Source organism: Pseudoblastomonas marina, from assembly GCF_014641655.1.
GTDB classification, from domain to species: domain Bacteria; phylum Pseudomonadota; class Alphaproteobacteria; order Sphingomonadales; family Sphingomonadaceae; genus Alteriqipengyuania_A; species Alteriqipengyuania_A marina.
The window spans coordinates 2,346,974-2,371,850 of sequence record NZ_BMID01000001.1 but is presented as its reverse complement, the minus strand read 5'-3'; the positions used below and the strand labels follow the sequence as shown (position 1 = coordinate 2,371,850).

The following is a 24,877-nucleotide window of genomic DNA, read 5'->3' as shown; positions in this document are numbered from 1 at the left end:
TCGTCCGCAGCGCGACTGGCGCGGAGGCGAGCCCGACCGGTCGTCCGCAGGTTCCTCGGGGCGCAGCGAAGAGATGAGCGCCGAGGATGGACCCGCGGATGCGGGTCCGTAACCAATAAAACTCTATCTACTCTTGGAGCCCAAGCCCAGCAATCAACCCGGGATCACAGCCCGCGCGACCTGACCTTCGCTCTCCGGAGCGCTGACGATGTCGCGGGTGAGCGCGCCCTTGTCGACGGTGTTGGTGTCCGGATCACCGATCTTCGAACGGATGCCGGGAACGGCCGCGCCGGCGCGGTCGAGCGCGCTGGTTTCGACGTCGCTGCGCGCGGCGGGGCCGCCGAACAGCGCTTCGAGTGCCTGTTCCGCCGCGCTGCCTTCGGCCGGGCGCGGATTCCCTTCGGACGGCGGCACAAGGTTGAAATCGGGCGGGATCACGAGCGGGGCCTGGCGCTGCACGGCGAACTCGTCCGGGCGGTCGCGGTTGAACACGCCGGTCGATCCGCAAGCGGCGAGCATCGAGGCCAATCCGGTGGCGATGGCGAGTTTGGCGAATTTCATGTCGTTTTCTCCGGGGCAAGGTCGCCCGTCTCGTCCTTCGCATCGAGCAGCGAAGGGTCTTTCATGGGGTCCTTGTCGCTGAAGAAGAAGCTCCGCGCAAGGATGATGAGCACGCCGAAGGTGATCGCGACATCGGCGAGGTTGAAGATGAGGAACGGCCGGAAGCTGCCGATATGGAGGTCGGCGTAATCGACCACGTAACCGTAGTTGATGCGGTCACGGATATTGCCGAGCGCACCGCCGAGGATCAGCGCGAGCGCGAGGATGTCCCACTTGGCCTTTTCGCGCAGCATCCATACGAACACGACCACCGCGATCAGTGCGGTGAAGCCGACCAGCATTAGCCGCTGCTCCATGCTGTCGGCGCGGAAGAGACCGAGCGAGACGCCGCGGTTCTCGGCCCAGGTCAGGTCGAAAAATGGCAGTAGCGGAATATGTTCGAGGTTGCGCAGGTCGAGCGGGCCGATCATCGCCCATTTGACGAATTGGTCGAGCACGAACACCGCGAGTGCGACGGCGAGCCCGATCCAGCGGCGTTTCCACAGAGCGCTGGTGAAGTCGACGCTCATGCCACCTCGTCCATTTCCGCGACCACACTTTCGCAACGGCCGCACAGATCGCCGTCTTCCGCCACTTCGGGCAGGAGCCGCCAGCAGCGGCCGCACTTGCTGTCATCGGTCCGGGACACCGCGATTGCCTGCCCGCGCGTCACTGACGCGGTGATGAACAGCTCGGCGAGGTCCGCGTCGCTGAAGCCCTCGGGCACCGCATCGGCGGGCACCACGACGTCGGCTTCGAGGCTCGAACGGATGGTCTTCTCGCGTCGCAGCGGTTCGATCGCCTCGTTCACGTCCTCGCGCAGGTCGCGCAATTTGTCCCACCGCGCGGCGAGATCGTCGTTGCGCCAGTCGGCGGGGATCGGGTGCCATTCCTGCAAATGGATGCTGTCGCGGTCGGGGAAACGCGTGCCCCACACTTCCTCGGCGGTGAACACCAGCACCGGCGCGGCATAACGCACCAGCGCCTGGAACAGGATGTCGAGCGTGGTGCGGTAGGATCGGCGCGCGAGTCCCTCGGGATCGTCGCAATAGAGCCGGTCCTTGCGCACGTCGAAGAAGAAGGCCGAGAGGTCCTCGTTGGCGAAATCGACCAGCGCGCGGGTGTAGGCGTTGAAATCGAAATCATCGACGGCGCGGCGCAACTTCGCATCGAGCACCGCGAGCAGGTGGAGCACGTATCGCTCGAGCTCGGGCATTTCCGCCGGATCGATGGCTTCCGCGTCGTGATCGAACCCGCCGAGCGCACCGAGCAGGTAGCGGAAGGTGTTGCGCAGCCGGCGATACTGGTCGCCCACGCCCTTCAAAATCTCGTCGCCGATGCGGTGGTCCTCGGTGAAATCGACCGAAAGCGCCCACAAGCGGATAATGTCCGCGCCGTAGGTCTCCATGACCTTGAGCGGATCGACCGTGTTGCCGAGCGATTTCGACATCTTCTTGCCCGCAGAGTCCATCGTGAACCCGTGGGTCAGCACCGTCTCGTATGGCGCGCGGCCGCGGGTGCCGCAGCTTTCGAGCAGCGAGGACTGGAACCAGCCGCGATGCTGGTCCGAGCCTTCGAGATAGAGGTCGGCCGGGCTCTGCAGTTCGGGCCACTCGTCCGACTCGAGCACGAAGGCGTGGGTCGAGCCGCTGTCGAACCACACGTCGAGGATGTCGGACACCATCTCGTAGTCGTCGGGATTGCGTCCTTCGCCGAGGAATTCGCCCGCGCGGGCTTCTTCCCAGGCGTCGATCCCGTCGGCGCGGATGGCGGACTGGATGCGCGCGTTGACCTCCGCGTCGACCAGCAATTCGCCGGTCTCGCGGTGGACGAACAGCGCCAGCGGCACGCCCCAGGCGCGTTGGCGGCTGATCAGCCAGTCGGGCCGGTCGCCGACCATGGCGCCGATGCGGCGGCGACCCTTTTCGGGCACGAAGCGCACGCGCTCGATCTCGCCCATCGCGGTCTCGCGCAGGCTCGCGCCGTCGAGATGGTCGAGCTTGCCGTCCATCCCGATGAACCATTGCGGAGTGCAGCGGTAGATGACCTTGGCCTTCGAGCGCCACGAATGCGGGTACGAGTGCGCGTAGTCCGCACTGGCGGAAAGCAGCGCGCCGGCCTCGCGCAAATCCGAGCAGATAGGGCCTTCGGGAGCATTGAACGGCTTGTTGATCACCGCACGGCGGCGTTCCTTGCCGTCTTCGTCCTTGTCGTCCGCGCCGAGCCACAGCCAGTCGTCGCGATAACGCCCGTCACTCTCGACCGCGAAGACCGGGTCGATCCCGTTGGCGCGGCACAGCTCGAAATCGTCCTCGCCATGGTCGGGCGACATATGGACGAGCCCTGTGCCGCTGTCGGTGGTGACGAAATCGCCCGCGAGCAGCGGACGCGGCTTGGCGTAGAACCCACCGAGATGGTGCATCGGATGACGGGCGAAGGTCCCGGCGAGCTCGGAGCCTTTGAAACTCGGATAGGGACCTGCTGCTCCAGTCGAAGGGACCGGCTCCTCATCCAAAACCAAGTGAAGAAGCCTGACCTCTTCGAAGCCCGGTACGGATAGGCCCTCAAGCATTTCCCTAAGTCGCTCGTGAAATTCCGACTCTCGGTCCTGCGCGATTAGGACTTTTGCGAGGTCGAGCGGGAAAACTGATTTTAGCGCTGCTGAAAATGCTTTTTGGTCTTCACCTTCTAGATCGTACAAAGCCTCGATCCTGTAGAGCGCATAATCCACCTCCGGCCCGTAAGCCAAAGCCTGGTTGACCGGGATCGTCCACGGCGTGGTGGTCCAGACTACCGCATAGGCACCGACCAATTCCTCGATCGGGCTCTCGGTGATCTCGAACGCCACGTCGATCTGCGGGCTGTCGGTCAGGTCTTGGTATTCGACCTCGGCATCGGCCAGCGCGGTTTCCTCGACCGGGGACCACATAACCGGCTTGGCGCCGCGATAGAGCTGGCCGGTTTCGGCGAATTTGTGGAGTTCGCGCACGATGTCGGCCTCGGCCTCGGGGCGCATGGTGAGGTAGGGTTTGTCCCACCGCCCGCCGATGCCGAGCCGCTTCAGCTGTTCGCGCTGCACGTCGACCCATTTCTGGGCGTAGGCGCGGCATTCGGCGCGGAATTCCTTCGGCGAGACCTCGTTCTTCGACCGCTTCTTCTTGCGATAGAGCTCCTCGACCTTCCACTCGATCGGCAGGCCGTGGCAATCCCAGCCGGGGACGTAAGGCGCGTCCTTGCCGAGCAGCGTCTGCGTGCGCACGACCATGTCCTTCAAGACGTGGTTGAGCGCATGGCCGACATGGATGTCGCCATTGGCATAGGGCGGGCCGTCATGAAGGATGAACTTCTCGCGGCCCGCGCGGCTTTCGCGAATGCGTTCGTAGAGCCCCTGTTCCTCCCAGCGCGCCTGAATGCCCGGTTCCTTCTGCGGAAGGCCGGCTTTCATCGGGAAGTCGGTCTTCGGCAGGAAAACCGTGTCTCTGTAATCGCGCTTCTGGTCGGACTTTTCTGGCATGGTTTGCGCCGTTAGGCGAAAGTCGCGCGGGGATAAAGCATTCAGCGTGCTTCCCGCCGCCGTTTGATCACTTCGGCCAGCGCCTTGCGCTCTTCCTCGTCGCGGGTGTTGAAGCCGGGGCGCAGCGCCGGGCCGAGGTTCCAGAGATCGTCGATCCAGATATAGCCGTTGAAGCTGTCCGGGATCTCGCCGAACTGTTCGGGTAGGTCGAGGCCGTAGGTCACGGTCTCGCCATCATGTGGACCGGTGACGACGATCCGCGCGCCGACCTCTTCCATCCGCGCGATGGTGCGGTTGGGCCAGCCAGCGAACAGGTACTGCTTGTCGAGCGGGACGATCAGCGTGCCGTTCTCGCACGCCTCGGGCACGATGGTGAGCCAACCGGTGCGCATGTATCCCGCCGAGCAGGCGTAAGCGCGATCGAGATCGACCACCCAGCTATCGGGGAACAGCTCGGCCAGCCGCGCGATCGCCGGGCCCTGGCCGATGAAGGCATGGTCGGTCCCGCGAACGGCGCGGCGCGCGGCCTTGACCTTCTTTGCCAGCAGGTCGGCGTCGGCGGGGTCTTCGCTCTTCAGATTGAACATGTAGCGCGTGTTGCCGCGCAGCCGGTCGAACGCCTCGTCGAGCGTCGGCATCAGGCCCTCGCCCTTGCCTCGCAGTGGATGGTCACCCTCGGGCGTGGTGTAGCCCCAGCCGATATCGAGCTGCTTGAGTTCCTCGACCGTCGAGGTGCTCACCTTCCCATCCGCGCCGGTGCGGCAGGAAAGATCGTCATCGTGGAACAGCACCAGGTCGCCGTCGCCGGTCGGCAGCACGTTGACCTCGGCCATGTGGCCGCCGAGCCGCGAAACCTCGCTGATCGAGCGCAGGCTGTCCTCGATAAGGGGATGGTAGGGCTCCTCGATCTGCGCCGAGAAGCAATCTTCCTCGCCGGACCGCGCGTGCTGCAGCAGCGGCTGTCCGACCGCGCGGTGCGCGACGAGCTTGGGTGCGCCGCGCGGGGTCGGCGCGAGCCAGCTCGCATGGAGGAAGGTGAAGACGAAGAAGATCGCCGCGAGCACGAAAAAGATGCGCCGCGGCCACGGTCCGAAATTCATGGATTACTCCAGCAACTCGCGCGCCTGGGCGCAGTCGGCCTCCATCTGCGCGACGAGCGCATCGAGCGAATCGAACTTCGCCTCGGGCCGGATGAAATGATGCAGGGCGACCTCGACCTCCTGCCCGTAGAGATCGCCGTCGAAATCGAAGAAATAGGGTTCGAGCAGCTCCTTCGGCGGATCGAATTGGGGCCGCGTACCGAGATTGGCCGCGCCCTTTACCTCGCGCCCGTCGGGCAGCCGCGCGGTCACGGCGTAGATCCCGAATTTGGGGCGCAGGTACTGGCCGAGCTCGAGATTGGCGGTTGGGTAGCCGAGTTCGCGCCCGCGCTTGTCGCCGTGGATCACCTCGCCCCGGATTGCGAATGGGCGGGTCAGAAGCCGGGTCGCGGTGGGGCAATCGCCTTCCTGAAGCGCGTCGCGGATGCGGCTCGAAGAGACGACTTCCTCCGCATCGGAGACCGGGCCGACGCGGCGCGTCTCCATCCTGCGCGCCCTGCCGAGATCGCGCAGCACTTCGACATTGCCGCTGCGGCCCTTGCCGAAGGAGAAGTCCTCGCCCGTCACCACGCCTGCCGCGCCGAGATGGCCGGCGAGCAGGTCGACGAAGCCCTCGGCGCTGGTCGAGGCGAGCTCGTCGCCGAAATCGAACACCAGCATGGCCGCCGCACCGGCTTCGCCGAACAGTTCCTGCCGCTGGTCGAGCGTGGTCAGGCGGAACGGCGGCGCGTCGGGCCGGAAATGGCGCACCGGATGCGGATCGAAAGTCGCGACGATTGCCGGGCGGCCTTGCGCCCGCGCCCACTCGATCGCCTCCTCGGCGACGCGCTGGTGGCCGAGATGGAAGCCGTCGAAATTGCCCAGCGCGATGATCGCGCCGCGCAGGGCTTCGGGAATGGAGTCACGGTGATGCAGGCGCTGCATGGCGATCCTATAGGTCGCGCACCAGCGTGACGAAAGAAAAGTCCGGGTGGCTCTCCCCGCCCGCATGCCGTTCGCGGAAGGTCTCGCGCCAGCCGTCCCCGCGGTCGGGGAAATGGGTGTCGCCCTCGATCGCGGCATGGACCTCGGTCAGTTCGAGCCGGGTCGCGCGGGGCAGGGCGGCGGCGTAGATCTGCCCACCGCCGATCACCGCGATCTCGGGCGCGTCGGCAAGTGCGAGCGCATCGTCGAGGCTGGCGGCGATCTCCGCGCCCGCTGCCTCATACGATCGATCGCGGGTCAGCACGATGTGGCGCCGACCGGGAAGGATGCCGGGCAGCGATTCGAAGGTGCGGCGACCCATCACCATCGGCTTGCCCATCGTCAGCGCCTTGAAACGCTTGAGATCGGCCGGGATGTGCCACGGCAGCCCGCCGTCGAGGCCGATCGTGCCGTTTTCGGCGACTGCGGCGAGGAGGATGATGTGAGGCTCGTCGCCCAAAGGATCAGGTGCGTTCGACACGCGTGACATGCCCCATCTTGCGGCCTTCGCGCACCTGGCCCTTGCCGTAGAGGTGGAGCGCGGCCTGCGGATCGGCGAGGATTTCCACCCAGCCATCGGCCGCTTCGCCGATCAGATTGTCCATCACCACTCGCTTGCCCGCGAGCGCGGTATCGCCCAGCGGCAGGCCGCAGATTGCGCGGATATGGTTCTCGAACTGGCTCGTGACCGCGCCCTCGATCGTCCAGTGGCCCGAATTGTGCACCCGCGGTGCCATTTCGTTGAACACCGGGCCGTTCGCGGTGGCGAAGAACTCGATCGTGAGCACGCCGACATAATCGAGTGCATCGGCGATTTGGCGGGTCAGTTCGCGCGCTTCCTCGACCTGCGCGACGATCGCCATCGAGGCTGGTACGGTCGAGCGCGACAGGATGCCCCCCTCGTGGTCGTTTTCGGCGCTGTCGTAAAAGGCGATCGAGCCATCGAGCGCGCGGCAGGCGATGACCGAGAATTCGGATTCGAATTCGACGAAGCCCTCGTAGATGCAGCCGGTCTCGGGAAACGCGATCGCGGCGAGATCGTCGTCGCTCGCGCCGCCATTGCCGGTGCGCCACTGGCCCTTGCCGTCGTAGCCCTCGCGACAGGTCTTGAGGATGCCCGGCGTGCCGATCGACTTCATCGCCGTTTCGAGCTCCCCGGCGTTCGCGACCGGCGCGAAGGGAGCCGGTCGGCCGCCATGATCCTCGGCAAAGCGTTTCTCGGCGAGCCGGTCCTGTGCCACTTCGAGTGCGCGCAGGCCGGGACGCAACACCATGTCCTTGATGGCCGCGAGCGGCGCGACAGGGACATTCTCGAACTCGTAAGTCACGACCGAGCATTCGCGCGCGAAACGTTCGAGGGCCTCGATATCGTCCCATGCCGCGACGGTGGAATGGGCGGCGACATCGGCGGCGATGCTATCGGGCTCGGGCGAATAGATTTCGACGCGGTAGCCGAGTTGCGCGGCGGCAGTCGCGAGCATCTTGCCCAGCTGGCCGCCGCCGAGGATGCCGATGGTCGACCCGGGCGGGATCACTGAGTGGTCGCTCATCGGGGCGCCCTCACTCGGGCCGTTCGGCGACCCGGGCGGTCTGCGCGGCGCGCCAGTCCTTGAGCCGGGTGGCGAGATCGGCGTCGCCATTGGCGAGGATGGCGGCGGCGAGCAGTCCGGCATTGGTCGCGCCGGCCTCGCCGATCGCCAGCGTCCCGACCGGGACTCCGGCGGGCATCTGGACGATCGATAGCAGCGAATCCTGTCCGTTGAGCGCGCGCGACTTCACCGGCACGCCCAGCACCGGGACATGGGTCTGCGCGGCGATCATTCCCGGCAGGTGCGCCGCGCCGCCTGCGCCGGCGATGATGACGTGGAAGCCGTTCTCTTCGGCAGTGCGCGCGAATTCGGCCATCCGGTCGGGGGTGCGGTGGGCGGAGACGATCCGGACATCGGTGGGGACATCGAGCTCGTCGAGGACCTCGACCGCACAGCGCATTGTATCCCAGTCCGACTGGCTGCCCATCACGATTGCGACCTTTGCAGACATGCTCAGCGCTCCGAGAGGTAATAGCGATCGGTGGCGGCGAGATCGTCGTCGAGTTCGTAGACGATCGGCTGGCCGGTCGGGATTTCGAGCCCGGTGATCTCGTCGTCCGAAATGCCCGAGAGATGCTTGACCAGCGCGCGCAGCGAATTGCCGTGGGCCGAGATGATCACCGTCTCGCCCTGGCGCAGCACCGGCTCGATCGCCTCGCGGTAATAGGGCAGCACGCGGGCGATCGTGTCCTTGAGGCTTTCGCTGTCGGGCACTTCGACTCCGGCGTAGCGCGGGTCGGAGGAAAGATCGAATTCGCTGCCCTTCTCGAGCGGCGGGGGCGGGGTATCGAAGCTGCGGCGCCAGATATGGACCTGCTCGTCGCCGTGCCGGTCGCGGGTCTGCTGCTTGTCGAGCCCGGTCAGCCCGCCATAATGCCGCTCGTTGAGGCGCCAGTCCTTGTGCTCCGGGATCCACAGCCGGTCGCACTGTTCGAGCGCGAGACACAGCGTCTTGATCGCGCGCGTCTGGTAGGAGGTGAAGGCGACCGTAGGCAGCATGCCCTTCACGGCCAGTAGCCTACCGGCGGCCTGCGCTTCGGCGATACCCTTGTCGGTCAATCCGACATCCCACCAGCCCGTGAAGCGGTTGGCGAGGTTCCATTCGCTCTGGCCGTGGCGGATCAGGATCAGGCGGGGCAAGGACGCGCTCCTAGTGCGTTGAAAGAGCGCCGTGGCCTAACGGCCCGAATCGCTTTTGGGAAGTATTTCGCCGAGATCTTCCGCCGCCGAGTCCATGGGCTGCTCGAGCTCGCGGGCCTGTGCCTTTCGGCGGCGCAGGTTCTCGCGCAGCTTGGCCGCCAGTCGCTCCTCGCGCGTCGGCTTGTCGTCTTTCCCGCTCATGGCGCCCTCCTGCCGCGAGCGCGGGCAGCTTTCAAGAGCGGGTTAGCTTGACATTTGCCTGTTCGGTGGCAATAGCGCGCGCCGGTCGACGCGACCCCACGGGGATCGCGCAATTCCGACTCGCGAAATGGTCTTGCTGCTGTAGCTCAGTGGTAGAGCGCACCCTTGGTAAGGGTGAGGCCGAGAGTTCAATTCTCTCCAGCAGCACCATTCCCCATACAATCAGGCGCGCAGATCGCTCCAGTCGGGGTGTTTGCGAAACTTCGCTTCGACGTAGCTGCATTGCGGCACGATCTTGAAGCCCTGCTCGCGTGCATCGGCGACGAGCCGATCGACCAGCGCGGCCGCGATACCGCGATTGCCGATGGCTGGTGGCACTAGCGTGTGGTCGGCCACGCGCACGCCTTCCTCGCGCTGCTTCCAGGTCAAACGCCCGATTCTCTCGCTGTCGAGCACCTTGGCGCGATATTCGCCGCTGGTGCCGTTGTCTTCATGCGTGATTTCCAAGCCCTCGATCGCCATGCGAATCTCCTTCTTCCATCGCAACGGGTGCGTGGTTAGGAGCGTTCCATGCAATTTCTCTCCGACAACGCCGCGCCCGTCCATCCCAGGCTGTGGGAGGCGATGCGCGCCGCCGACGCCACCGATGCGCCCTATGATGGCGATGCACTGTCCGCCCGGCTCGACGATGCGATGGGCGCCCTGTTCGGCTCCGAATGTGCGGTGCTGTGGGTGGCGACGGGCACGGCGGCGAACTGCCTTGCGCTTGGCCCGATGTGTCCGCCGCATGGCGGGGTGGTGTGCCACCGCGAGGCGCATATCGAGATGGACGAGGGCGGTGCGCCGGGCTTCTATCTCCACGGCGCGAAGCTGCTCCTGGCAGACGGCGAGCATGCGAAGATAACGCCCGAGGGAATCGCGGCAGTGATCGATCCGATCCGCGACGACGTGCACCAGGTCCAGCCGCACGCGATCTCGATCACGCAGGCGAGCGAATATGGCTGCTGCTATCGCCCCGACGAACTCGCCGCGATCGGCGAGCTGGCGAAGCAACGCGGGCTCAAGCTGCATATGGACGGCGCGCGCTTCGGCAATGCCGCGGCGTTCCTCGGCGAGGGTGCTGCAAGTGCCGCCGGGGTCGGTCATGTCGATGCGTTGAGCTTCGGTTTCGTCAAGAATGGCGGGATGAACGCCGAGGCGGTGGTGTTCTTCGATCCCGAGCTGGCCGACGAGGCGCGCTATCGCCGCAAACGGGCGGGGCACCTCCAGTCGAAGGGGCGCTACCTTGCGGCACAGGTGCTCGCGATGCTCGACGGCGATCTATGGCTCGAGAATGCTGCCGCCGCCAACGAAGCGGCGCGGGCGCTGGGCGGTGCGGCCGGCGAGCGACTGCTCCACCCGGTCGAGGCCAACGAGGTCTTCCTGCGCTGCACCGCCGGGGAGCGCGAGGCGCTGCGCACAAAGGGTTTCGGATTCTACGATTGGGGTGCCGACGCCGCACGCTTCGTCAGTGCGTGGAATGCCGACCAGCAGGCCGCGCGCCAGCTTGCCGATGCGATCGCCGATCTATGAGCGGCGATAGCCGCGAGGCACCGAGCCTCGCCCAACCCCGCCACCTTGTCCCCTTCCTGCTCGTCAGCCTGATCTGGGGCGGAACCTGGATCATCATCAAGGACCAGCTGGCAAGCGTCCCGCCGTTCTGGTCGATCTGCTATCGATTCATGGTCGCGCTGACGGGCATGTTCGTGCTGGCGCGGTTCCGCGGACAGCCGTGGCGACTGGCGAGAGAAGGCTGGGTCATCGCGCTCCTGATGGGACTGTTCCAGTTCTTCGCCAATTTCGCCTTCGTCTACAATGCCGAAAGATTCGTCACCTCGGGCCTCGTCGCGGTGATGTTCGCGCTGCTGATGGTGCCCAATGCGGTGCTCGGAAAAATCTATCTCGGCCAGTCTATCTCGCGCGGTTTCGTGCTCGGTTCGACCATCGCGGTGGCGGGTATCGCGCTGCTGTTCCTCCACGAATGGCGCGATTCGCCGGCCGGACTGTGGGAAGTGCTGGCGGGGGCGGCGCTGACCGGCGGTGGCATCCTGACCGCCTCGATCGCCAATATCGTCCAGGCGACCAAGCGCGCGGCACACCTGCCGCTGCTGACGCTGCTGGCGTGGTCGATGGCGATCGGCATGCTGCTCAACGCCCTGGTCGCGCTGATCTGGTTCGGCCCCCCGCAATGGGATCCGCGCCCCGGCTATGCGCTGGGCATCCTCTATCTCGGCCTGCTCGGTTCGGTCGCGACCTTCCCGCTATATTACCCGCTGGTGCGGACCGTGGGCGCGGGCAAGGCTGCCTATTCCTCGGTGCTGGTGCCGGTGGTCGCGATGATCCTGTCGACCATGTTCGAAGGCTTTGAATGGACCGCGCTCGCGGCTTGCGGCGCGGCGGTGGCGATGATCGGGATGCTGATCGCACTGCGCGCCCGCGATCCGGGGCGGATCACTTCGCCGCCCAAGGCGCCCTAGACCAGCGAGCGCAGTCCCTCGCGATAGGTCGGGTAGAGCGGTTCCCAGCCTAGCGCGCGCTTGGCCTTGCGGTTCGAAACGCGCCGGTTCTGGGCGTAGAAACTGCGCGCCATCTCGGACAGGCCGGCCTCCTCGATCGTCTGCAGCGGTGGCGGTTCGACCCCGGCGAGCCGCGCGGCCTCTTCGGTCACCGCGCGCTGCTCGGCAGGCTCGTCGTCGCAGATATTGTATGCCCCCGGCGGGACATCGAACCCGGCGACGACCGCGCTCTCGATATCGTCGACATGGATCCGGCTGAAGACTTGTCCGGGAAGGTCGATGCAGTGGGCTTTTCCGACCCGCACCCGGTCGATCGGGCTGCGGCCAGGACCATAGATGCCCGCCAGCCGGAAGACCCGCGCCTCGCGTGCCAGCCATGCCAGGTCCGCCGCGAGCCGGGCTTGTCTGCGCGCGCCGCGGAGCGGGGTCGACTCGTCGACCCACGCCCCGCCGCGATCGCCATAAACCCCGGTCGAAGAGAGGTAGCCGAGCCACTTGCCGTCGAGTGCATCGCCATAGTTCGCGAGCACGGGGTCTGCGCTCTCAGCCGGTGGGATCGAAGACAGCACATGGCTCGCGCCGGCCAGTGCGGCCCGTACCACCGCGTCGTCGTCGAAGGCGATATTGCCGTCCGACCCGGTCGCATCGACCTGCCAGCCGCGCTCTCGCAAGCGCGTTGCGATCCGTTTGCCGGCATAGCCGAGACCGAAAATGAATAGTCGTCCTGCCATGGGTCCGGGCTGCGTTGCGCCGGAGATCGAGTCAAGCGTGGCGCTTGACCGTTGAACCTTCAGCGGCGACGGACGTTGTCGGCAGGAACACCCCTACGGACATATTGCCCAAGGACATCCATGGATATCGCACGCACTCCCTCGACCGCCGATGGCAACCCGGAAATGGCGGATGCCGCACATGAACCGCATGCGCCGGTCACGATCCGGCGCGCGGATTACACGCCGCCGGCCTGGCTGGTGCCCGAAATCGCGCTCCATTTCGATCTCGGGGCGGGGGCGACGACCGTGCGGTCCGAGCTCAAGGTGGTGCGCAATCCGGAAGCCGAGCGGACAGGGAACATTCGCCTGAACGGCGACGAGATCGAGCCCAAATCGGTGCTCCGCAACGGCGCGCCGTGCGAAAGCTGGACCATGGATGGAAACGACCTGCTGGTCTCGATCGATGGCGAGGAGGCCCTGATTTCCATCACCACCGAGCTGGCGCCCGACACAAACAGCAAGTTGATGGGACTCTATGCCTCGAACGGCATGCTTTGCACCCAGTGCGAAGCCGAAGGCTTCCGCCGCATCACCTTCTTCCCCGACCGGCCCGACGTGCTGTCGACCTACACCGTGCGCATGGAAGGCGACGCGACAACCTTTCCGGTGCTGCTGTCGAACGGCAACAAGACCGGCGAGGGCGAACTCGAAGGCGGGCGTCACTGGGCCGAATGGCACGATCCGTGGCCCAAGCCGTCCTATCTCTTCGCGCTGGTCGCGGGCGACCTCGTTGCGCTCGAGGACAGCTTCACCACGATGAGCGGGCGCACGATCGATCTCGCGATCTGGGTGCGCGAAGCCGATCTCGGCCGCACGCAACACGCGATGGATTCGCTGAAGAAATCGATGAAATGGGACGAGGAGACATTCGGCCGCGAATACGATCTCGACGTGTTCAACATCGTCGCGGTGGGCGATTTCAACATGGGGGCGATGGAGAACAAGGGCCTCAACATCTTCAACACCAAATACGTGCTGGCCGATCCCGAAACCGCCACCGACGGTGATTACGACGGGGTCGAGGGCGTGATCGCGCACGAATATTTCCACAACTGGTCGGGCAATCGGGTGACCTGCCGCGACTGGTTCCAGCTGAGCCTGAAGGAAGGCTTCACCGTGCTGCGCGACCAGCTTTTCTCGCAGGACATGCAGGGCGAGGCGGTCAAGCGGATCGAGGACGTGCGCGTGTTGCGCGCGGTCCAGTTCCCCGAGGACAGCGGCCCGCTCGCGCATCCGATCCGGCCCGACAGCTACCAGGAGATCTCGAACTTCTACACCTCGACCGTCTACAACAAGGGCGCCGAGGTGCTGCGCATGATGCGGAGCATGGCGGGTGAAGAGCGGTTCCGGAAAGGGACCGACCTCTATTTCGATCGCCACGACGGCGAAGCGGCGACCTGCGAGGATTTCGTCCGCGCGATCGAGGAGGGCGCCGATCTCGACCTCAAGCAGTTCCGCCGCTGGTACGAGCAGGCCGGCACGCCGCGGGTTTCGGCGGCGCTGAAGGATGGAGAACTACGGTTAACGCAGGAGGTCCCGGCGACCCCCGGCCAGCCCGACAAGCAGCCGATGGTGATCCCGCTTCGCGTGGCGCTGTTCGACCGCGACACGGGGAAAAGCAGTGGGGAACGGCTGGTGGTGCTCGACCGGGCTGAAGCGAGCTTCAAGTTTGAAGATGCCCCTGCCGACGCGGTGCTGTCGATCAATCGCGGGTTTACCTCTCCGATTTCGCTCGATGTCGAACGCGCCGCCGGCGACCTGCTGTTCCTCGCCGCCAATGACGACGATCCGTTCGCGCGTTACGAGGCGCTGCAGGAACTCGTGATCGAGCACCTCCTGGCCGAGGCCGGCGCGGAAGGCGCGGTCCACAACGACGCCGCCGATCTTGCCGCGCTGGGCGAGGCTTTCGGCGCGATCCTCGACGACGATGCCCTCGACGACCAGATGCGCGGCGAAATGCTGTTGCTGCCGCCGGTGGCCTATCTGTGCGAACAGGTGCTCGTCGCCGACCCGGTCGCGCTGCACAAGGCGCGCGAAGGCCTCAAGGCCTGGTTGGGAGGCGAGCTGCGCGAGCGTTTCGAAGCGCTCCATGCCCGCGCCAGCGCGGTGCCCTATTCGCTCGAGCGCAAGGCGCGGGGTGCGCGCAAGGTGAAGACGCAGGCGCTCGCCTATCTTGCCGCCGCCGATGCCGCGGCGGCCGCACCGCGCGCCAAGGCGCAGTTCGATGCGGCGGACAACATGACCGACAGGCAGGGCGCGCTGATGGTGCTCGCCGGGCTCGACCGGCCCGAACGCAAGGCCGCATTGGCCGATTTCCATGAGCGTTTCGCGGGTAACGATCTCGCGATCGACAAGTGGTTCGCGCTGCAGGCTGGTTCGCTTCACCCCGACGTGATCGAGCACGTGAAGGACTTGGCCGGGCACGCGGACTTCCGCCTGACCAACCCCAACCGGGTGCGCTCGCTCTACATGGCCTTCGCCGCGAACAAGCACGGCTTCCACGCGGAAAGCGGTGAGGGCTATCGACTGGTCGCGGACCTCATCCTCCAACTCGATCCGATCAATCCGCAGACCGCCGCGCGATTCGTTGCCCCGCTGGGTCGCTGGCGGCGGATGGCCGAGCCGCACGGCACGATGATGCGCGAACAGCTCGAGCGGATCGCCGCGGCCGATGGGCTGTCGCGCGATACCTACGAGCAGGTCAGCCGAAGTCTTGGCTGAAACCATGGAACCGATTCGGACCGAGGCGCTGCGAGACGTGCCGCACGGTTTCTTCGGGCGCGAGTCCGATTCCGTGGGCGAGACGCCGTTTGGGCCCGAAGGTGAGGTGGTCTTGCCCGGCGCCGAACTCGTGCTGCTGCGCCAGACGCATTCGCCGCAGGCGATCATCGCGACCGAACCGTGGCACCATGCCGATCGCCCCGAAGGCGATGCCCTGGCGACCCGCGAACCAGGACTGCTGCTCGGGATCGTTACCGCCGATTGCGCGCCGGTGCTGCTGGCCGATAGCGAGAACGGCGTGGTCGGCGCGGCGCATGCCGGATGGAAGGGCGCGCTCCACGGCGTGACCGATGCGGCGATCGTCGCGATGGAGCGGCTGGGTGCCAACCGTTCGAAAATCAAGGCCGCCATCGGCCCCTGCATCGCGCAGCCGAGCTACGAGGTGGACAACGATTTCGGCAACGCCTTTCTCACCGCCGATCGCCGCAATGCGCGCTTCTTTCGCCAAGGAAAGGCGGGCAAGCCGCATTTCGATCTCGAAGGATATGTCATGGCACGGCTGGTGCAGGCCGGGATCGCCACCGTCGAGGCGACCCGCCGAGATACCTATGCCGAAGAGGAACGATTTCATTCCTATCGCCGCGATACCCATCGCGGGATCGTGTGCGAAGGGCGGCAGGTGTCGCTTATCGGCCTGCCGACCGCATAGAAGGCACGCTGGCGCTCGGGGCGACGGAAGGTGTCGAAAATGCGGTTGAAGGCGGGGGCGTTCGCGTCTATCAGCCGCGCCAAAGTCGAGCCCGCAATGCGTTGGCGATCCAGCCCGCGCAATCGGACGAACCGGTGACTCTCGCGTCGCCGGGGCTTCTCCCACCGGGTGGCGGCTGAATCGCACCCCCGCACTCGCGGGGCGGAAAAAAGAGAGCAAGGCGAAGCAGATGGCAGATCAGGCGATTGCCGATAATGAGGGCGCAGCCGCGGTCGTCACCGAGGGTGACGGCGTGCGTAGGCGCGATTTCATCAACATCGCGGCGGTTTCCGCTGCCGGGATCGGCGGTCTCGCGGTCGTCATTCCGCTGGTCAGCCAGATGTCGGCATCGAAGGACGTGCTCGCCGAGAGCACGACCGAGGTCGATATCTCTTCGCTCCAGCCCGGCCAGGCCATCAAGGCCGTGTTCCGCAAGCAGCCGGTCTTCGTCCGCTCGCTGACCGAGGCGGAAATCGCCGCGGCGGAAAGCGTCTCGCTCAACGCGCTGCGCGATCCCGAGACGCTCGCAGAGCGAACCGTCGAAGGTCACACCAACATCCTCGTGACCATGGGCGTCTGTACCCATCTCGGCTGCGTCCCGCTGGGTGCGGGCGATGGCGAGAACCGCGGCGAATTCGGCGGCTATTTCTGCCCGTGCCACGGTTCGCAGTTCGACACTGCCGGCCGCATCCGCAAGGGTCCGGCTCCCACCAACCTGGAAGTGCCCGAATACGCCTTCCAGTCCGACACCCTGATCCGCATCGGCTGAGGTAGATAGAATGAGCTTTCCCTGGGCCCAGCAGTACGAGCCGAAGAACGGCTTGACCAAGTTCCTCGACGAGAAGCTGCCGCTGCCGCGCCTCGTCTACAACGCCGTCGGCGCGGGTTACCCGGTGCCGCGCAACCTGTCCTATTTCTGGAATTTCGGTGTGCTCGCGGGTTTCTGCCTCGTGCTGCAGATCGTCACCGGCGTCGTGCTGGCGATGCATTATGCGCCGAACACGCTGGTCGCGTTCGATTCGACCGAGCACATCATGCGCAACGTCAACTGGGGCTGGCTGATGCGCTATGCCCACGCGAACGGGGCCTCGGCCTTCTTCGTGGTGGTCTACATCCATATCTTCCGCGGCCTCTATTACAGCTCGTACAAGGCGCCGCGCGAGATGATCTGGCTCTTGGGCGTGGTCATCTTCCTGCTGATGATGGCGACCGCCTTCATGGGCTACGTGCTGCCGTGGGGCCAGATGTCCTACTGGGGCGCGAAGGTCATCACCGGCCTGTTCGGGGCGATCCCGCTGGTCGGCGAAGGCATCCAGAACTGGCTGCTCGGCGGGTTCGCGCCCGACAATGCCGCGCTGAACCGCTTCTTCTCGCTGCACTTCCTGCTGCCGTTCGTGATCGCCGGCGTGGTGATCCTTCACATCTGGGCGCTGCATATCCCGGGTTCCTCGAACCCGACCGGCGTCGAAGTGAAGAAGGAAAGCGACACGCTGCCCTTCCACCCGTATTACACGGCCAAGGACGGTTTCGGTCTCGGCGTCTTCCTGATCATCTATTTCGCCTTCGTGTTCTTCATGCCGAACGCGCTGGGCCACCCGGACAACTACATCCCGGCCAACCCGCTCTCGACTCCGGCGAACATCGTTCCGGAATGGTATTTCTGGCCGTTCTACGCGATCCTGCGCGCCTTCACCGCTGACTTCTTCTTCGTGCCTGCGAAGCTGATGGGTGTGCTTGCCATGTTTGCCTCGATCCTGGTGTGGTTCTTCCTGCCGTGGCTCGACAAGTCGCCGGTGCGCAGCGGCCACTACCGTCCGCTGTTCCGCAAGTTCTTCTGGTTCGGCCTGATCCCGGCGATCGTGGTGCTCGGCTATTGCGGCGGCGCGCACCTTTCGACGACGACGATCCTGCTCAGCCAGATCTTCACCGCGTACTACTTCCTCCACTTCCTCGTGATCCTGCCGATCATTTCGCTGATCGAGCGGCCCGAACCGATGCCGTATTCGATCACCGAAGCGGTGCTGGGACACGACCCGGACAGCAAGCTCGGCCCCAAGCCGACGACAGCTTCGCCGGCCAAAGCCTGAGATTTAGGGAAAGACTAGCATCATGATCCGCATCTTCGGCATCCTGACCGGCCTTCTCTTCACCGTAGCGGTGCTGTGGTCCTTTATCGTCGACACCGGCGCGGCCATCAGCGAACCCGCACCCGAAACGGCGGAAGAGAAATACCACCTCTACCCGAAGGGCCCCGAGGGCGGCTTCGCCCATGAAGGCCTGTTCGCCAAGTGGGACACCGCGCAATTGCAGCGCGGCTACCAGGTCTACAAGGAAGTGTGCTCGGCCTGTCATTCGCTGCGCTTGGTCGCGTTCCGCAACCTCGGCGAGATCGGTTACGACGAAGGCCAGGTGAAGGCCGAGGCCGCCTCTTGGCAGGTTCCGGGCGTCGACCCGAACACCGGCGAAGCGACGATGGTCGAAGGCTCGCCGACGGACTATTTCCCGAAGCCCTACGCCAACGACATCGCGGCGCGTGCGGCGAACAACAATGCGATTCCGCCGGATCTCTCGCTGATCACCAAGGCACGTCATGACGGCACGAACTACGTCTACGACCTGCTGACCGGCTATCGCGAGCAGCCGGCCGAACTGGTCGAGGAATTCCCCGAAGCGAAGACCGCCGAAGGCCAGTATTACAACCCGTTCTTCCACTCGCTCAACATCTCGATGGCCCCGCCGCTGACGGGCACCGGCCAGGTGACCTACGGCGAGGGCAATCCGGAGCCGACGATCGAGCAGATGGCAGAGGACGTGACCGCGTTCCTCGCCTGGACCGCCGAACCGACCTTGGTGAAGCGCCGTCAGACCGGCTGGGCCTTCCTGCTGTTCCTCGTCTTCGCGACGGTCCTCGCCTACTTCTCGAAGAAGCAGGTCTGGGCCCGCGCGAAGGGCGGCGACGTCGGCGAAGCCTCGGTCAAGGAAGACTGATCGCGACGGGGCTCGGCTGATGACGAGCCCCGCGCTCACTCCCGATCAGTTGAAGGCGCTGGTGCGCACCGTGCCGGACTGGCCGGCGCGCGGGGTCCAGTTTCGCGACATCACGACGTTGATCGCCGACGGTGACGGCCTCGCCGCGACGATCGCGTATCTCGCCGATCGCGTCGATGCGGCGGATGCCCAGATGGTCGCGGGCATGGAAGCGCGTGGCTTCATCTTCGGTGCGGCGGTCGCGGCGCGGCTCGGCCTCGGCTTTCTCCCGATCCGAAAGCCCGGGAAGCTGCCGATCGAAACCCTCGGGATCGACTACGCGCTCGAATACGGGGCCGACCGGCTCGAAATCGATCCGGGGGCGGTGACCGACGGGATGCGGATCGCGCTGGTCGACGACCTCATCGCCACCGGCGGCACGGCCTGCGCTTCGGCGGCCTTGCTGCGCAAGGCGGGAGCGATGGTCGAAACCGCGCATTTCGTGATCGACTTGCCCGACCTCGGTGGTGCCGACCGCCTGCGCAGAGACGATATCGCCGTAGACGCGCTGATGGCATTCGACGGTGAGTGATTCCGGCGATTGATTTTTGGGAATTCCGCCGCCACATAGGGCGCGAGCGGGCGGGTATAGCTTAGTGGTAAAGCCCTAGCCTTCCAAGCTAGTTATGCGGGTTCGATTCCCGCTACCCGCTCCATCTCCTTTCCCCGCCCGGCTGATTGACAGTCCGATCGGGCGACTTATCCCCTTCATGTGTTCAAGCTTTGTCTGACCGGGGTTTCCGCATTTGCTGGAATGCTGTTGCTGGCTGGCTGCGTGCCGGCGAAGGAATTGCATCGGTCTGCCGAACTTTCGACCAATCAGCTCTGCCAGCTGCCGCCGAATTTGTGGCGAGAAGTGGGAAGCCCTGCAAATCGCGAAGCTCTTCTGGGCCTACCTCTGCCATCCACCGATGTTTCAGTCCTCGATTCCTTCAAGCCACAAGCCGACGTCCAAGAAGCCTGGTTCGAAAGCGGCGAAGGTGATCGGTTACAACTTTGCCAATACACCTCAGCACAGTCTTGCTACGATGACGGCCTCCTTCGACGTGTCGAATTCAGGAAGCTTAATTCCTCATGGCGGGTCGAGCGTGCCGCAATCGCCATAGTCTGCACTGACTAAATGCGGCCGCTACATTCGGGGGCGGCCTTTCGCTCAACCTATAGCCATATTATCGATGAGCCGCGCCGGACCGATCCGGGCAGCGACCAGCAATCGCGTGGGCCGCGTTCCGACCCGTGACAGCGGCTCCAGCGTCTCCGCGTCGCGCAGCTCGGCATAGTCGACTTCTGAAAAACCGCTGTCGAGCAGCGCCTCGCGCAACCCGGCCAGCACCTTGGGCGGATCGCCGCCCTGCTTCATCACCGCGATCGCGGCCTGCATCGCGCGCGGCAGCGCCGCCGCCTGTTCGCGCTCTTCGCCCGAGAGGTAGGCATTGCGCGAACTCATCGCGAGCCCGTCTTTCTCGCGCACGGTCGGCACGCCGTGGATGGCGTCGACATGCGGACGCACGAGATCGAGATCGCGCGCCATCCGCCGGATCACGGCGAGCTGCTGCCAGTCCTTCTCGCCGAAGAACGCCATGTCGGGGCGCACCTGGCTGAACAGCTTGCACACCACTGTCGCCACGCCGTCGAAATGGCCGGGGCGATCGCCGCCACACAGCCCTTCGCTGACACCCGAGACCGAGATGTTGGTGGCGTAGCCATTAGGGTACATCGCCTCGGGGGTGGGCGCCCACAGCAGCGCCACGCCTTCCTTTTCCAGCAGCGCAGCGTCCTCCTTCAACCGGCGTGGATAGGCTTCGAGATCCTCGCCCTCGCCGAATTGGCGCGGATTGACGAAAATCGACGCCGCGACATGGTCGGCGCGCCGCTTGGCTTCGCGCACCAGCGCCAGGTGTCCTTCATGCAGAGCGCCCATCGTCGGCACCAGCGCCACCGTTCCGCTGTCGCGCAAGGTATCGACCACCATGCGCAGTGGACCGAGGCTGTCGATGGTTTGCACGGGCAAATCCCCTCCGATAATGGCAATGCACCCGGCCTAACCGTCTGCCTCACTGATAGAAAGCCACTATGACCTCCGCCGCCCCGCATCGCATCGTTTTCGCCAATGAAAAGGGCGGCACGGGCAAATCGACCACCGCCGTGCACATCGCGGTCGCGCTCGCCTATCGCGGGGCGAAGGTGGCGGCGATCGACCTCGATCCGCGGCAGCGCACGCTGCACCGCTATTTCGAAAACCGCGCCGAGACGATGGAGCGTCGCGGGGTCGACCTGCCGAGCGCGAGTTTCGCGGTGCATGACGGCGACGATCCGGCCGCCCTCGAGGCGCAGGCCCGTGAACTGGCGATGGGGCACGACTTCCTGATCTTCGACACGCCGGGTCGTGACGATCCGCTGGCGCGCCACGTCGCGACCGAGGCCGACAGCCTGATCACGCCGCTCAATGACAGCTTCGTCGATTTCGACCTCATCGGGCAGGTCGATGCCGAGACCTTCAAGGTCCGCCGCCTGTCGTTCTATGCCGAGCTGATCTGGGAGGCGCGGATGAAGCGCAGCAAGGCGACGATCGAGGAGCAGCGCCGCGAGATGGACTGGATCGTGGTGCGCAACCGCACCGGCTACACCGAGGCGCGCAACATGCAGCGGATCGAGCGCGCGCTGACCGAACTGTCCAAGCGGGTCGGGTTCCGCGTCGCGCAGGGCCTGTCCGAACGGGTGATCTATCGCGAGCTGTTCCCCTCGGGCCTGACGCTGCTCGACAAGGGGCACCTAGGCGAACTTGGCACCAGCCATCTCGTCGCGCGCCAGGAATTGCGCGAGCTGCTGCATGCATTGAGGCTTCCTGTCGGCGAAGAAAACGGCGACAAGGCGGCATGATCAAGCTGCTCCTCCTTGCCGGGCTCGCCGCCATCATCCTTCGATGGGCGCTTGGACGATGGCCGTGGGACTATCTCCGCAGTCCGCCGACCCGCTCGCAACGGCTCGACGATGCCCGCCGCGTGCTCGGCCTCGATGCCGCCGCGACCCGCACCGAGATCCGCGAGGCGCACCGCCGGATCGCGGCCGCGATCCATCCCGACCGCGGCGGCGACAATGCCCGCCTCGCCGAACTCAACGCCGCGCGCGATACATTGCTCGCGGCCCATCCCGACAGAGAAAGCGATCCCCGATGAGTCACCAGTTCGATTCCACTGTGCTGCGCGAATACGATATTCGCGGAATCATCGGGGAGACGCTGGGGCCCGACGATGCGCGCGCGATCGGGCGCGGCTTCGCCACCCTGCTGCGCCGCGCCGGCGGTTCAAAAGTCGCAGTCGGCTATGACGGGCGCACCAGCTCGCCGATGCTCGAGCACGCGCTGGTCGAAGGGCTCACCGCGAGCGGCTGCGACGTCGTGCGGATCGGCATGGGCGCCACCCCGATGCTCTATTACGCCGAGGCGTCAGCCGAGGACGTGCATGGCGGCATCCAGATAACCGGCAGCCACAACCCCGCCAATTACAACGGCTTCAAGATGGTTTTTCAGGGGCGACCGTTCTTTGGCGCGGATATCGCGACACTGGGCGAGTTGGCTGCCGCTGGCGATTGGGACGACGGGGTCGGTGCGGTCGAGGAGCGCGATGTGCTCGATGCCTATGTCGAGCGGATGCTGACCGCGCTCGACGGGATCGACGAGACCGCGCTGGCCGATCTCCGGATCGGTTGGGATGCGGGGAACGGTGCGGCGGGCCCCGCGCTCGAAGCGCTGACCGCGCGCCTGCCGGGCGAGCACCATTTGTTGTTCACCGAAGTCGACGGCAATTTCCCCAACCATCATCCCGATCCCACTGTCGAGGAAAACCTCGCCGAACTGCGCGCGCTGGTCGCGGAAAAGAACCTCGATTTCGGAGTCGCATTCGACGGCGACGGCGATCGCATCGGCGCCATCGACGGCGAGGGCCGCGTGGTGTGGGGCGACCAATTGCTGATGATCTATGCCGAAGACCTGCTGCCGCGCATGCCCGATGCCACGATCATCGCCGATGTGAAGGCCAGCCGCGCGCTGTTCGACCATGTCGAGCGCCACGGCGGCAAGCCTATGATGTGGAAGACCGGCCACTCGCTGATCAAGTCCAAGATGAAGGAGATCGGCAGCCCGCTGGCGGGCGAGATGAGCGGACACGTGTTCTTCGCCGATACCTATTACGGTTTCGACGATGCGCTCTATGCCGGGGTGCGGCTGATCGCGGCGGCAGCGCGACTGGGCAAGTCGGTCACCGAATTGCGAGGCGCGATGCCCGCGATGGTCAACACGCCCGAAATGCGTTTCCAGGTCGACGAGGCGCGCAAGTTCGCGGCGATTGCCGAGGTCGAGGAGCGGCTTGCGAACAGCGATTCGCAGGTCGACGGGACCGACGGGGTGCGGGTCACCACCGAGGACGGGTGGTGGCTGTTGCGCGCCTCGAACACGCAGGACGTGCTCGTGGCGCGCGCCGAAAGCGAAAGCGAGCAAGGGCTCGCGCGGCTGATGGAACAGATCGACGAACAGCTGGCGCTAAGCGGACTCGAACGCGGCGAACAGGCCGGACACTAGCCCCGCTTGACACTTCCCCCGGTGCATGGTCCCATGGAGCCGGGGTCGTATAGTGAGGGGGGAATACTATGGAAAAGAAGCCTTTTTCTGTTGGTGATCTGTTTCAGTTCGAGCGCATGGTCGCGCCGACGGTCCTGAAGATCGTCTATTGGATCGGTCTCGCGGGAATAGCCATCTACATGCTCGTCGCGATGGCCGGGGGCCTCGGGATGATGGATTATTCGCCCGGCGGTGGGCTCGGCATGATCCTCGTTGCGATACTTGCCGGCCTGTTCGGGCTGCTGTTCTGGCGCGTGATGATCGAGGTCTACATGGTGCTGTTCGGTATCTTCGAACGACTCGGCCAGGTGCGCGATCACCTCGTCGGGGAGAAGGACGACGATATCGTCCAATAGGTTGCGAAGCGGGGCGGCATGGTGCCGCCCCCCCTTCAAGGAAGAAACTGCATGAAATGGATGACTGCCGGCGTGTCGATCGCCGCCCTTGCAATCGCCACCCCGCTGGCAGCCCAGGACGTCGAGACCGAGGCCGAGCTTGAGGCCGAAGAAACGGAAATGGCAGGTGCGATGCTCGGCGCGATGCTGGGCGAGAACGAGGAATTCCAGAAGTTCGTCGACCTGTTCAAGCCCGAGCCGCTGACCCCCGACCAGGAGGCGCGGCTTCCGCTCGCGACCCAGGTGGTCGGCGCGATGATTCCCGACGGCACGATGGGCGAGGTATTGTCGTCGATGTTCCGCGATATCGTCGATCCGCTTGCCGCGCTCGAGGATGGAGACCAGATCGGCACGGCGTCCTCGATGCTTGGCTGGTATGTCGGCGAGGGCGATATCGACGAGGCGGCGGCGGCGGAAATCGTCGCGATCATCGATCCCTCGCGCGAGGCGCGCGAGGCCGCGACGATGGACGCAATTGAGAAGGGCATTGCCGACATAATGCTGGTGATGGAACCCGCGATCCGCGAAGCGATGGCGAAAGCCTTCGCGGCGAGCTTCGACGATACCGAGCTGACCGATATCGGCGCCTTCTTCGCGACGCCCTCGGGCGCGGCCTTCGCCGCCAAGAGCTACAAGCTGGCGAGCGATCCCAGCATCTTCGTCGGCATGCTCGAGAACCTGCCGGAGATGATGGGGCCGATCATGGCCGCCGTCGCCGAGGGCGAGAAAGCGATCGAAGCGCTCCCCAAGGCCAAGGCCTTCGCCGATCTCAGCGCGACCGAACGCGCCCGGCTGGCTTCGCTCTCGGGACTCACCGAACAGGAGCTCGAGGAGGCGATGTCCGCCGAAGACATGGAGGAAGCCGCCGAGGACGCGGCCGAGGCCGAAGAATGGGATAGCTGAGCGGAGCCGGAACGCGGCACGCGCCCGAGCGCT

The 24,877-nt window shown here is 65.4% G+C and carries 27 protein-coding genes and 2 tRNA genes; 16 read left to right on the top strand and 13 right to left on the bottom strand.

Going from position 1 to position 24,877, the window contains the following annotated elements:
- Window positions 1–153: 153 nt before the first annotated feature.
- Genes IEW49_RS11635 through IEW49_RS11590 form a run of 10 tightly spaced genes read right to left on the bottom strand, consistent with a single transcriptional unit; the run spans window position 154 to window position 9,107 of the window.
- Window positions 154–561, bottom strand: coding sequence for a DUF3035 domain-containing protein (locus IEW49_RS11635; protein ID WP_188642810.1), 408 nt, complete (start codon window positions 559–561; stop codon window positions 154–156).
- Entirely contained in the window at window positions 558–1,130 is a 573-nt protein-coding gene (lspA, locus tag IEW49_RS11630) for a signal peptidase II (protein ID WP_188642809.1), read from the bottom strand. Before lspA ends, IEW49_RS11635 begins: the two co-directional genes overlap by 4 nt.
- Window positions 1,127–4,114, bottom strand: coding sequence for an isoleucine--tRNA ligase (locus IEW49_RS11625; protein ID WP_188642808.1), 2,988 nt, complete (start codon window positions 4,112–4,114; stop codon window positions 1,127–1,129). The genes lspA and IEW49_RS11625 overlap by 4 nt, the downstream gene beginning before the upstream one ends.
- Window positions 4,115–4,155: 41 nt before the next feature.
- Window positions 4,156–5,214 carry a glycerophosphodiester phosphodiesterase family protein gene (locus IEW49_RS11620; protein ID WP_188642807.1) on the bottom strand — a complete coding sequence of 353 codons (1,059 nt, stop codon included), beginning with the start codon at window positions 5,212–5,214 and terminating at the stop codon, window positions 4,156–4,158.
- A 3-nt stretch (window positions 5,215–5,217) separates the two neighbouring features.
- Window positions 5,218–6,138, bottom strand: a complete 921-nt coding sequence (locus tag IEW49_RS11615) for a bifunctional riboflavin kinase/FAD synthetase (RefSeq protein WP_188642806.1) — start codon at window positions 6,136–6,138, stop codon at window positions 5,218–5,220.
- Between the two features lie 7 nt (window positions 6,139–6,145).
- Complete coding sequence (locus IEW49_RS11610) at window positions 6,146–6,658, bottom strand: dihydrofolate reductase (RefSeq protein ID WP_229658184.1); 513 nt, start codon at window positions 6,656–6,658, stop codon at window positions 6,146–6,148.
- Entirely contained in the window at window positions 6,642–7,712 is a 1,071-nt protein-coding gene (locus IEW49_RS11605; protein ID WP_188643201.1) for a 5-(carboxyamino)imidazole ribonucleotide synthase, read from the bottom strand. Before IEW49_RS11605 ends, IEW49_RS11610 begins: the two co-directional genes overlap by 17 nt.
- Window positions 7,713–7,737: 25 nt before the next feature.
- Window positions 7,738–8,217, bottom strand: coding sequence for a 5-(carboxyamino)imidazole ribonucleotide mutase (purE, locus tag IEW49_RS11600; protein WP_188642804.1), 480 nt, complete (start codon window positions 8,215–8,217; stop codon window positions 7,738–7,740).
- Window positions 8,218–8,219: 2 nt separating this feature from the next.
- The gene (gene gpmA, locus IEW49_RS11595) at window positions 8,220–8,906 is read right to left on the bottom strand and encodes a 2,3-diphosphoglycerate-dependent phosphoglycerate mutase (protein ID WP_188642803.1); all 687 of its coding nucleotides are present in this window, start codon (window positions 8,904–8,906) and stop codon (window positions 8,220–8,222) included.
- Window positions 8,907–8,942: 36 nt separating this feature from the next.
- Window positions 8,943–9,107, bottom strand: coding sequence for a hypothetical protein (locus IEW49_RS11590; protein ID WP_188643220.1), 165 nt, complete (start codon window positions 9,105–9,107; stop codon window positions 8,943–8,945).
- Window positions 9,108–9,242: 135 nt separating this feature from the next.
- Between IEW49_RS11590 and IEW49_RS11585 the strand changes: the two genes are divergently transcribed.
- Window positions 9,243–9,317: transfer RNA gene (locus tag IEW49_RS11585), tRNA-Thr, on the top strand.
- A 12-nt stretch (window positions 9,318–9,329) separates the two neighbouring features.
- Here the strand turns inward: IEW49_RS11585 and IEW49_RS11580 are convergent.
- Complete coding sequence (locus tag IEW49_RS11580; RefSeq protein ID WP_188642802.1) at window positions 9,330–9,629, bottom strand: GNAT family N-acetyltransferase; 300 nt, start codon at window positions 9,627–9,629, stop codon at window positions 9,330–9,332.
- A gap of 48 nt (window positions 9,630–9,677) precedes the next feature.
- Here IEW49_RS11580 and IEW49_RS11575 point away from each other — a divergent pair, with 48 nt between their 5' ends.
- Window positions 9,678–10,679, top strand: a complete 1,002-nt coding sequence (locus IEW49_RS11575) for a threonine aldolase family protein (RefSeq protein ID WP_188642801.1) — start codon at window positions 9,678–9,680, stop codon at window positions 10,677–10,679.
- Window positions 10,676–11,623: a DMT family transporter gene (locus IEW49_RS11570; protein ID WP_188642800.1), complete on the top strand. Its 948-nt coding sequence runs from the start codon at window positions 10,676–10,678 to the stop codon at window positions 11,621–11,623. The genes IEW49_RS11575 and IEW49_RS11570 overlap by 4 nt, the downstream gene beginning before the upstream one ends.
- Here the strand turns inward: IEW49_RS11570 and IEW49_RS11565 are convergent.
- Window positions 11,620–12,393 (bottom strand): Rossmann-fold NAD(P)-binding domain-containing protein, encoded by a 774-nt coding sequence (locus IEW49_RS11565; RefSeq protein ID WP_188642799.1) that lies wholly within the window; start codon window positions 12,391–12,393, stop codon window positions 11,620–11,622. The two genes, IEW49_RS11570 and IEW49_RS11565, sit on opposite strands and share 4 nt — an antisense overlap.
- A 120-nt stretch (window positions 12,394–12,513) precedes the next feature.
- Between IEW49_RS11565 and pepN the strand changes: the two genes are divergently transcribed.
- The 8 genes from pepN (at window position 12,514) to IEW49_RS11525 (ending at window position 20,051) form a co-directional block, all read left to right on the top strand.
- The gene (gene pepN / locus IEW49_RS11560; protein WP_188642798.1) at window positions 12,514–15,156 is read left to right on the top strand and encodes an aminopeptidase N; all 2,643 of its coding nucleotides are present in this window, start codon (window positions 12,514–12,516) and stop codon (window positions 15,154–15,156) included.
- 4 nt (window positions 15,157–15,160) lie between these two features.
- Window positions 15,161–15,865: a peptidoglycan editing factor PgeF gene (gene pgeF, locus IEW49_RS11555; protein WP_229658183.1), complete on the top strand. Its 705-nt coding sequence runs from the start codon at window positions 15,161–15,163 to the stop codon at window positions 15,863–15,865.
- A gap of 229 nt (window positions 15,866–16,094) precedes the next feature.
- The gene (petA, locus tag IEW49_RS11550; protein ID WP_188642796.1) at window positions 16,095–16,673 is read left to right on the top strand and encodes a ubiquinol-cytochrome c reductase iron-sulfur subunit; all 579 of its coding nucleotides are present in this window, start codon (window positions 16,095–16,097) and stop codon (window positions 16,671–16,673) included.
- 10 nt (window positions 16,674–16,683) lie between these two features.
- Complete coding sequence (locus tag IEW49_RS11545) at window positions 16,684–17,991, top strand: cytochrome b (protein WP_188642795.1); 1,308 nt, start codon at window positions 16,684–16,686, stop codon at window positions 17,989–17,991.
- Window positions 17,992–18,013: 22 nt separating this feature from the next.
- Entirely contained in the window at window positions 18,014–18,892 is an 879-nt protein-coding gene (locus IEW49_RS11540; protein ID WP_188642794.1) for a cytochrome c1, read from the top strand.
- Between the two features lie 19 nt (window positions 18,893–18,911).
- The gene (locus IEW49_RS11535) at window positions 18,912–19,463 is read left to right on the top strand and encodes an adenine phosphoribosyltransferase (protein ID WP_188642793.1); all 552 of its coding nucleotides are present in this window, start codon (window positions 18,912–18,914) and stop codon (window positions 19,461–19,463) included.
- A gap of 50 nt (window positions 19,464–19,513) precedes the next feature.
- Window positions 19,514–19,587 (top strand) — tRNA-Gly (locus IEW49_RS11530).
- 56 nt (window positions 19,588–19,643) lie between these two features.
- Entirely contained in the window at window positions 19,644–20,051 is a 408-nt protein-coding gene (locus tag IEW49_RS11525) for a hypothetical protein (RefSeq protein ID WP_188642792.1), read from the top strand.
- Between the two features lie 33 nt (window positions 20,052–20,084).
- Here IEW49_RS11525 and panC read toward each other — a convergent pair whose 3' ends face one another.
- Window positions 20,085–20,936: a pantoate--beta-alanine ligase gene (gene panC / locus IEW49_RS11520; RefSeq protein WP_188642791.1), complete on the bottom strand. Its 852-nt coding sequence runs from the start codon at window positions 20,934–20,936 to the stop codon at window positions 20,085–20,087.
- Window positions 20,937–21,004: 68 nt separating this feature from the next.
- On the opposite strand from panC, the gene IEW49_RS11515 reads away from it, so the two are divergent.
- From IEW49_RS11515 to IEW49_RS11495, 5 genes are all read left to right on the top strand, one after another.
- Window positions 21,005–21,811, top strand: coding sequence for a division plane positioning ATPase MipZ (locus tag IEW49_RS11515; protein ID WP_188642790.1), 807 nt, complete (start codon window positions 21,005–21,007; stop codon window positions 21,809–21,811).
- Window positions 21,808–22,107, top strand: a complete 300-nt coding sequence (locus tag IEW49_RS11510; protein ID WP_188642789.1) for a J domain-containing protein — start codon at window positions 21,808–21,810, stop codon at window positions 22,105–22,107. Before IEW49_RS11515 ends, IEW49_RS11510 begins: the two co-directional genes overlap by 4 nt.
- Window positions 22,104–23,507, top strand: coding sequence for a phosphoglucomutase/phosphomannomutase PgmG (pgmG, locus tag IEW49_RS11505; protein ID WP_188642788.1), 1,404 nt, complete (start codon window positions 22,104–22,106; stop codon window positions 23,505–23,507). Before IEW49_RS11510 ends, pgmG begins: the two co-directional genes overlap by 4 nt.
- Window positions 23,508–23,575: 68 nt before the next feature.
- Window positions 23,576–23,902, top strand: coding sequence for a DUF4282 domain-containing protein (locus IEW49_RS11500; RefSeq protein ID WP_188642787.1), 327 nt, complete (start codon window positions 23,576–23,578; stop codon window positions 23,900–23,902).
- A gap of 51 nt (window positions 23,903–23,953) precedes the next feature.
- A complete protein-coding gene (locus tag IEW49_RS11495; RefSeq protein ID WP_188642786.1) occupies window positions 23,954–24,844 on the top strand; it encodes a DUF2059 domain-containing protein in 891 nt (296 codons plus the stop codon).
- Window positions 24,845–24,877 lie beyond the last annotated feature (33 nt).

What these genes read in the sequence shown, in the direction of transcription:
- IEW49_RS11635 (WP_188642810.1), bottom strand. Translation starts at nt 561, where the DNA reads ATGAAATTCGCCAAACTCGCCATCGCCACCGGATTGGCCTCGATGCTC.
- lspA (WP_188642809.1), bottom strand. Translation starts at nt 1,130, where the DNA reads ATGAGCGTCGACTTCACCAGCGCTCTGTGGAAACGCCGCTGGATCGGG.
- IEW49_RS11625 (WP_188642808.1), bottom strand. Translation starts at nt 4,114, where the DNA reads ATGCCAGAAAAGTCCGACCAGAAGCGCGATTACAGAGACACGGTTTTC.
- IEW49_RS11620 (WP_188642807.1), bottom strand. Translation starts at nt 5,214, where the DNA reads ATGAATTTCGGACCGTGGCCGCGGCGCATCTTTTTCGTGCTCGCGGCG.
- IEW49_RS11615 (WP_188642806.1), bottom strand. Translation starts at nt 6,138, where the DNA reads ATGCAGCGCCTGCATCACCGTGACTCCATTCCCGAAGCCCTGCGCGGC.
- purE (WP_188642804.1), bottom strand. Translation starts at nt 8,217, where the DNA reads ATGTCTGCAAAGGTCGCAATCGTGATGGGCAGCCAGTCGGACTGGGAT.
- IEW49_RS11590 (WP_188643220.1), bottom strand. Translation starts at nt 9,107, where the DNA reads ATGAGCGGGAAAGACGACAAGCCGACGCGCGAGGAGCGACTGGCGGCC.
- IEW49_RS11580 (WP_188642802.1), bottom strand. Translation starts at nt 9,629, where the DNA reads ATGGCGATCGAGGGCTTGGAAATCACGCATGAAGACAACGGCACCAGC.
- IEW49_RS11575 (WP_188642801.1), top strand. Translation starts at nt 9,678, where the DNA reads ATGCAATTTCTCTCCGACAACGCCGCGCCCGTCCATCCCAGGCTGTGG.
- IEW49_RS11570 (WP_188642800.1), top strand. Translation starts at nt 10,676, where the DNA reads ATGAGCGGCGATAGCCGCGAGGCACCGAGCCTCGCCCAACCCCGCCAC.
- IEW49_RS11565 (WP_188642799.1), bottom strand. Translation starts at nt 12,393, where the DNA reads ATGGCAGGACGACTATTCATTTTCGGTCTCGGCTATGCCGGCAAACGG.
- pepN (WP_188642798.1), top strand. Translation starts at nt 12,514, where the DNA reads ATGGATATCGCACGCACTCCCTCGACCGCCGATGGCAACCCGGAAATG.
- pgeF (WP_229658183.1), top strand. Translation starts at nt 15,161, where the DNA reads ATGGAACCGATTCGGACCGAGGCGCTGCGAGACGTGCCGCACGGTTTC.
- petA (WP_188642796.1), top strand. Translation starts at nt 16,095, where the DNA reads ATGGCAGATCAGGCGATTGCCGATAATGAGGGCGCAGCCGCGGTCGTC.
- IEW49_RS11545 (WP_188642795.1), top strand. Translation starts at nt 16,684, where the DNA reads ATGAGCTTTCCCTGGGCCCAGCAGTACGAGCCGAAGAACGGCTTGACC.
- IEW49_RS11540 (WP_188642794.1), top strand. Translation starts at nt 18,014, where the DNA reads ATGATCCGCATCTTCGGCATCCTGACCGGCCTTCTCTTCACCGTAGCG.
- IEW49_RS11535 (WP_188642793.1), top strand. Translation starts at nt 18,912, where the DNA reads ATGACGAGCCCCGCGCTCACTCCCGATCAGTTGAAGGCGCTGGTGCGC.
- IEW49_RS11515 (WP_188642790.1), top strand. Translation starts at nt 21,005, where the DNA reads ATGACCTCCGCCGCCCCGCATCGCATCGTTTTCGCCAATGAAAAGGGC.
- IEW49_RS11510 (WP_188642789.1), top strand. Translation starts at nt 21,808, where the DNA reads ATGATCAAGCTGCTCCTCCTTGCCGGGCTCGCCGCCATCATCCTTCGA.
- pgmG (WP_188642788.1), top strand. Translation starts at nt 22,104, where the DNA reads ATGAGTCACCAGTTCGATTCCACTGTGCTGCGCGAATACGATATTCGC.
- IEW49_RS11500 (WP_188642787.1), top strand. Translation starts at nt 23,576, where the DNA reads ATGGAAAAGAAGCCTTTTTCTGTTGGTGATCTGTTTCAGTTCGAGCGC.
- IEW49_RS11495 (WP_188642786.1), top strand. Translation starts at nt 23,954, where the DNA reads ATGAAATGGATGACTGCCGGCGTGTCGATCGCCGCCCTTGCAATCGCC.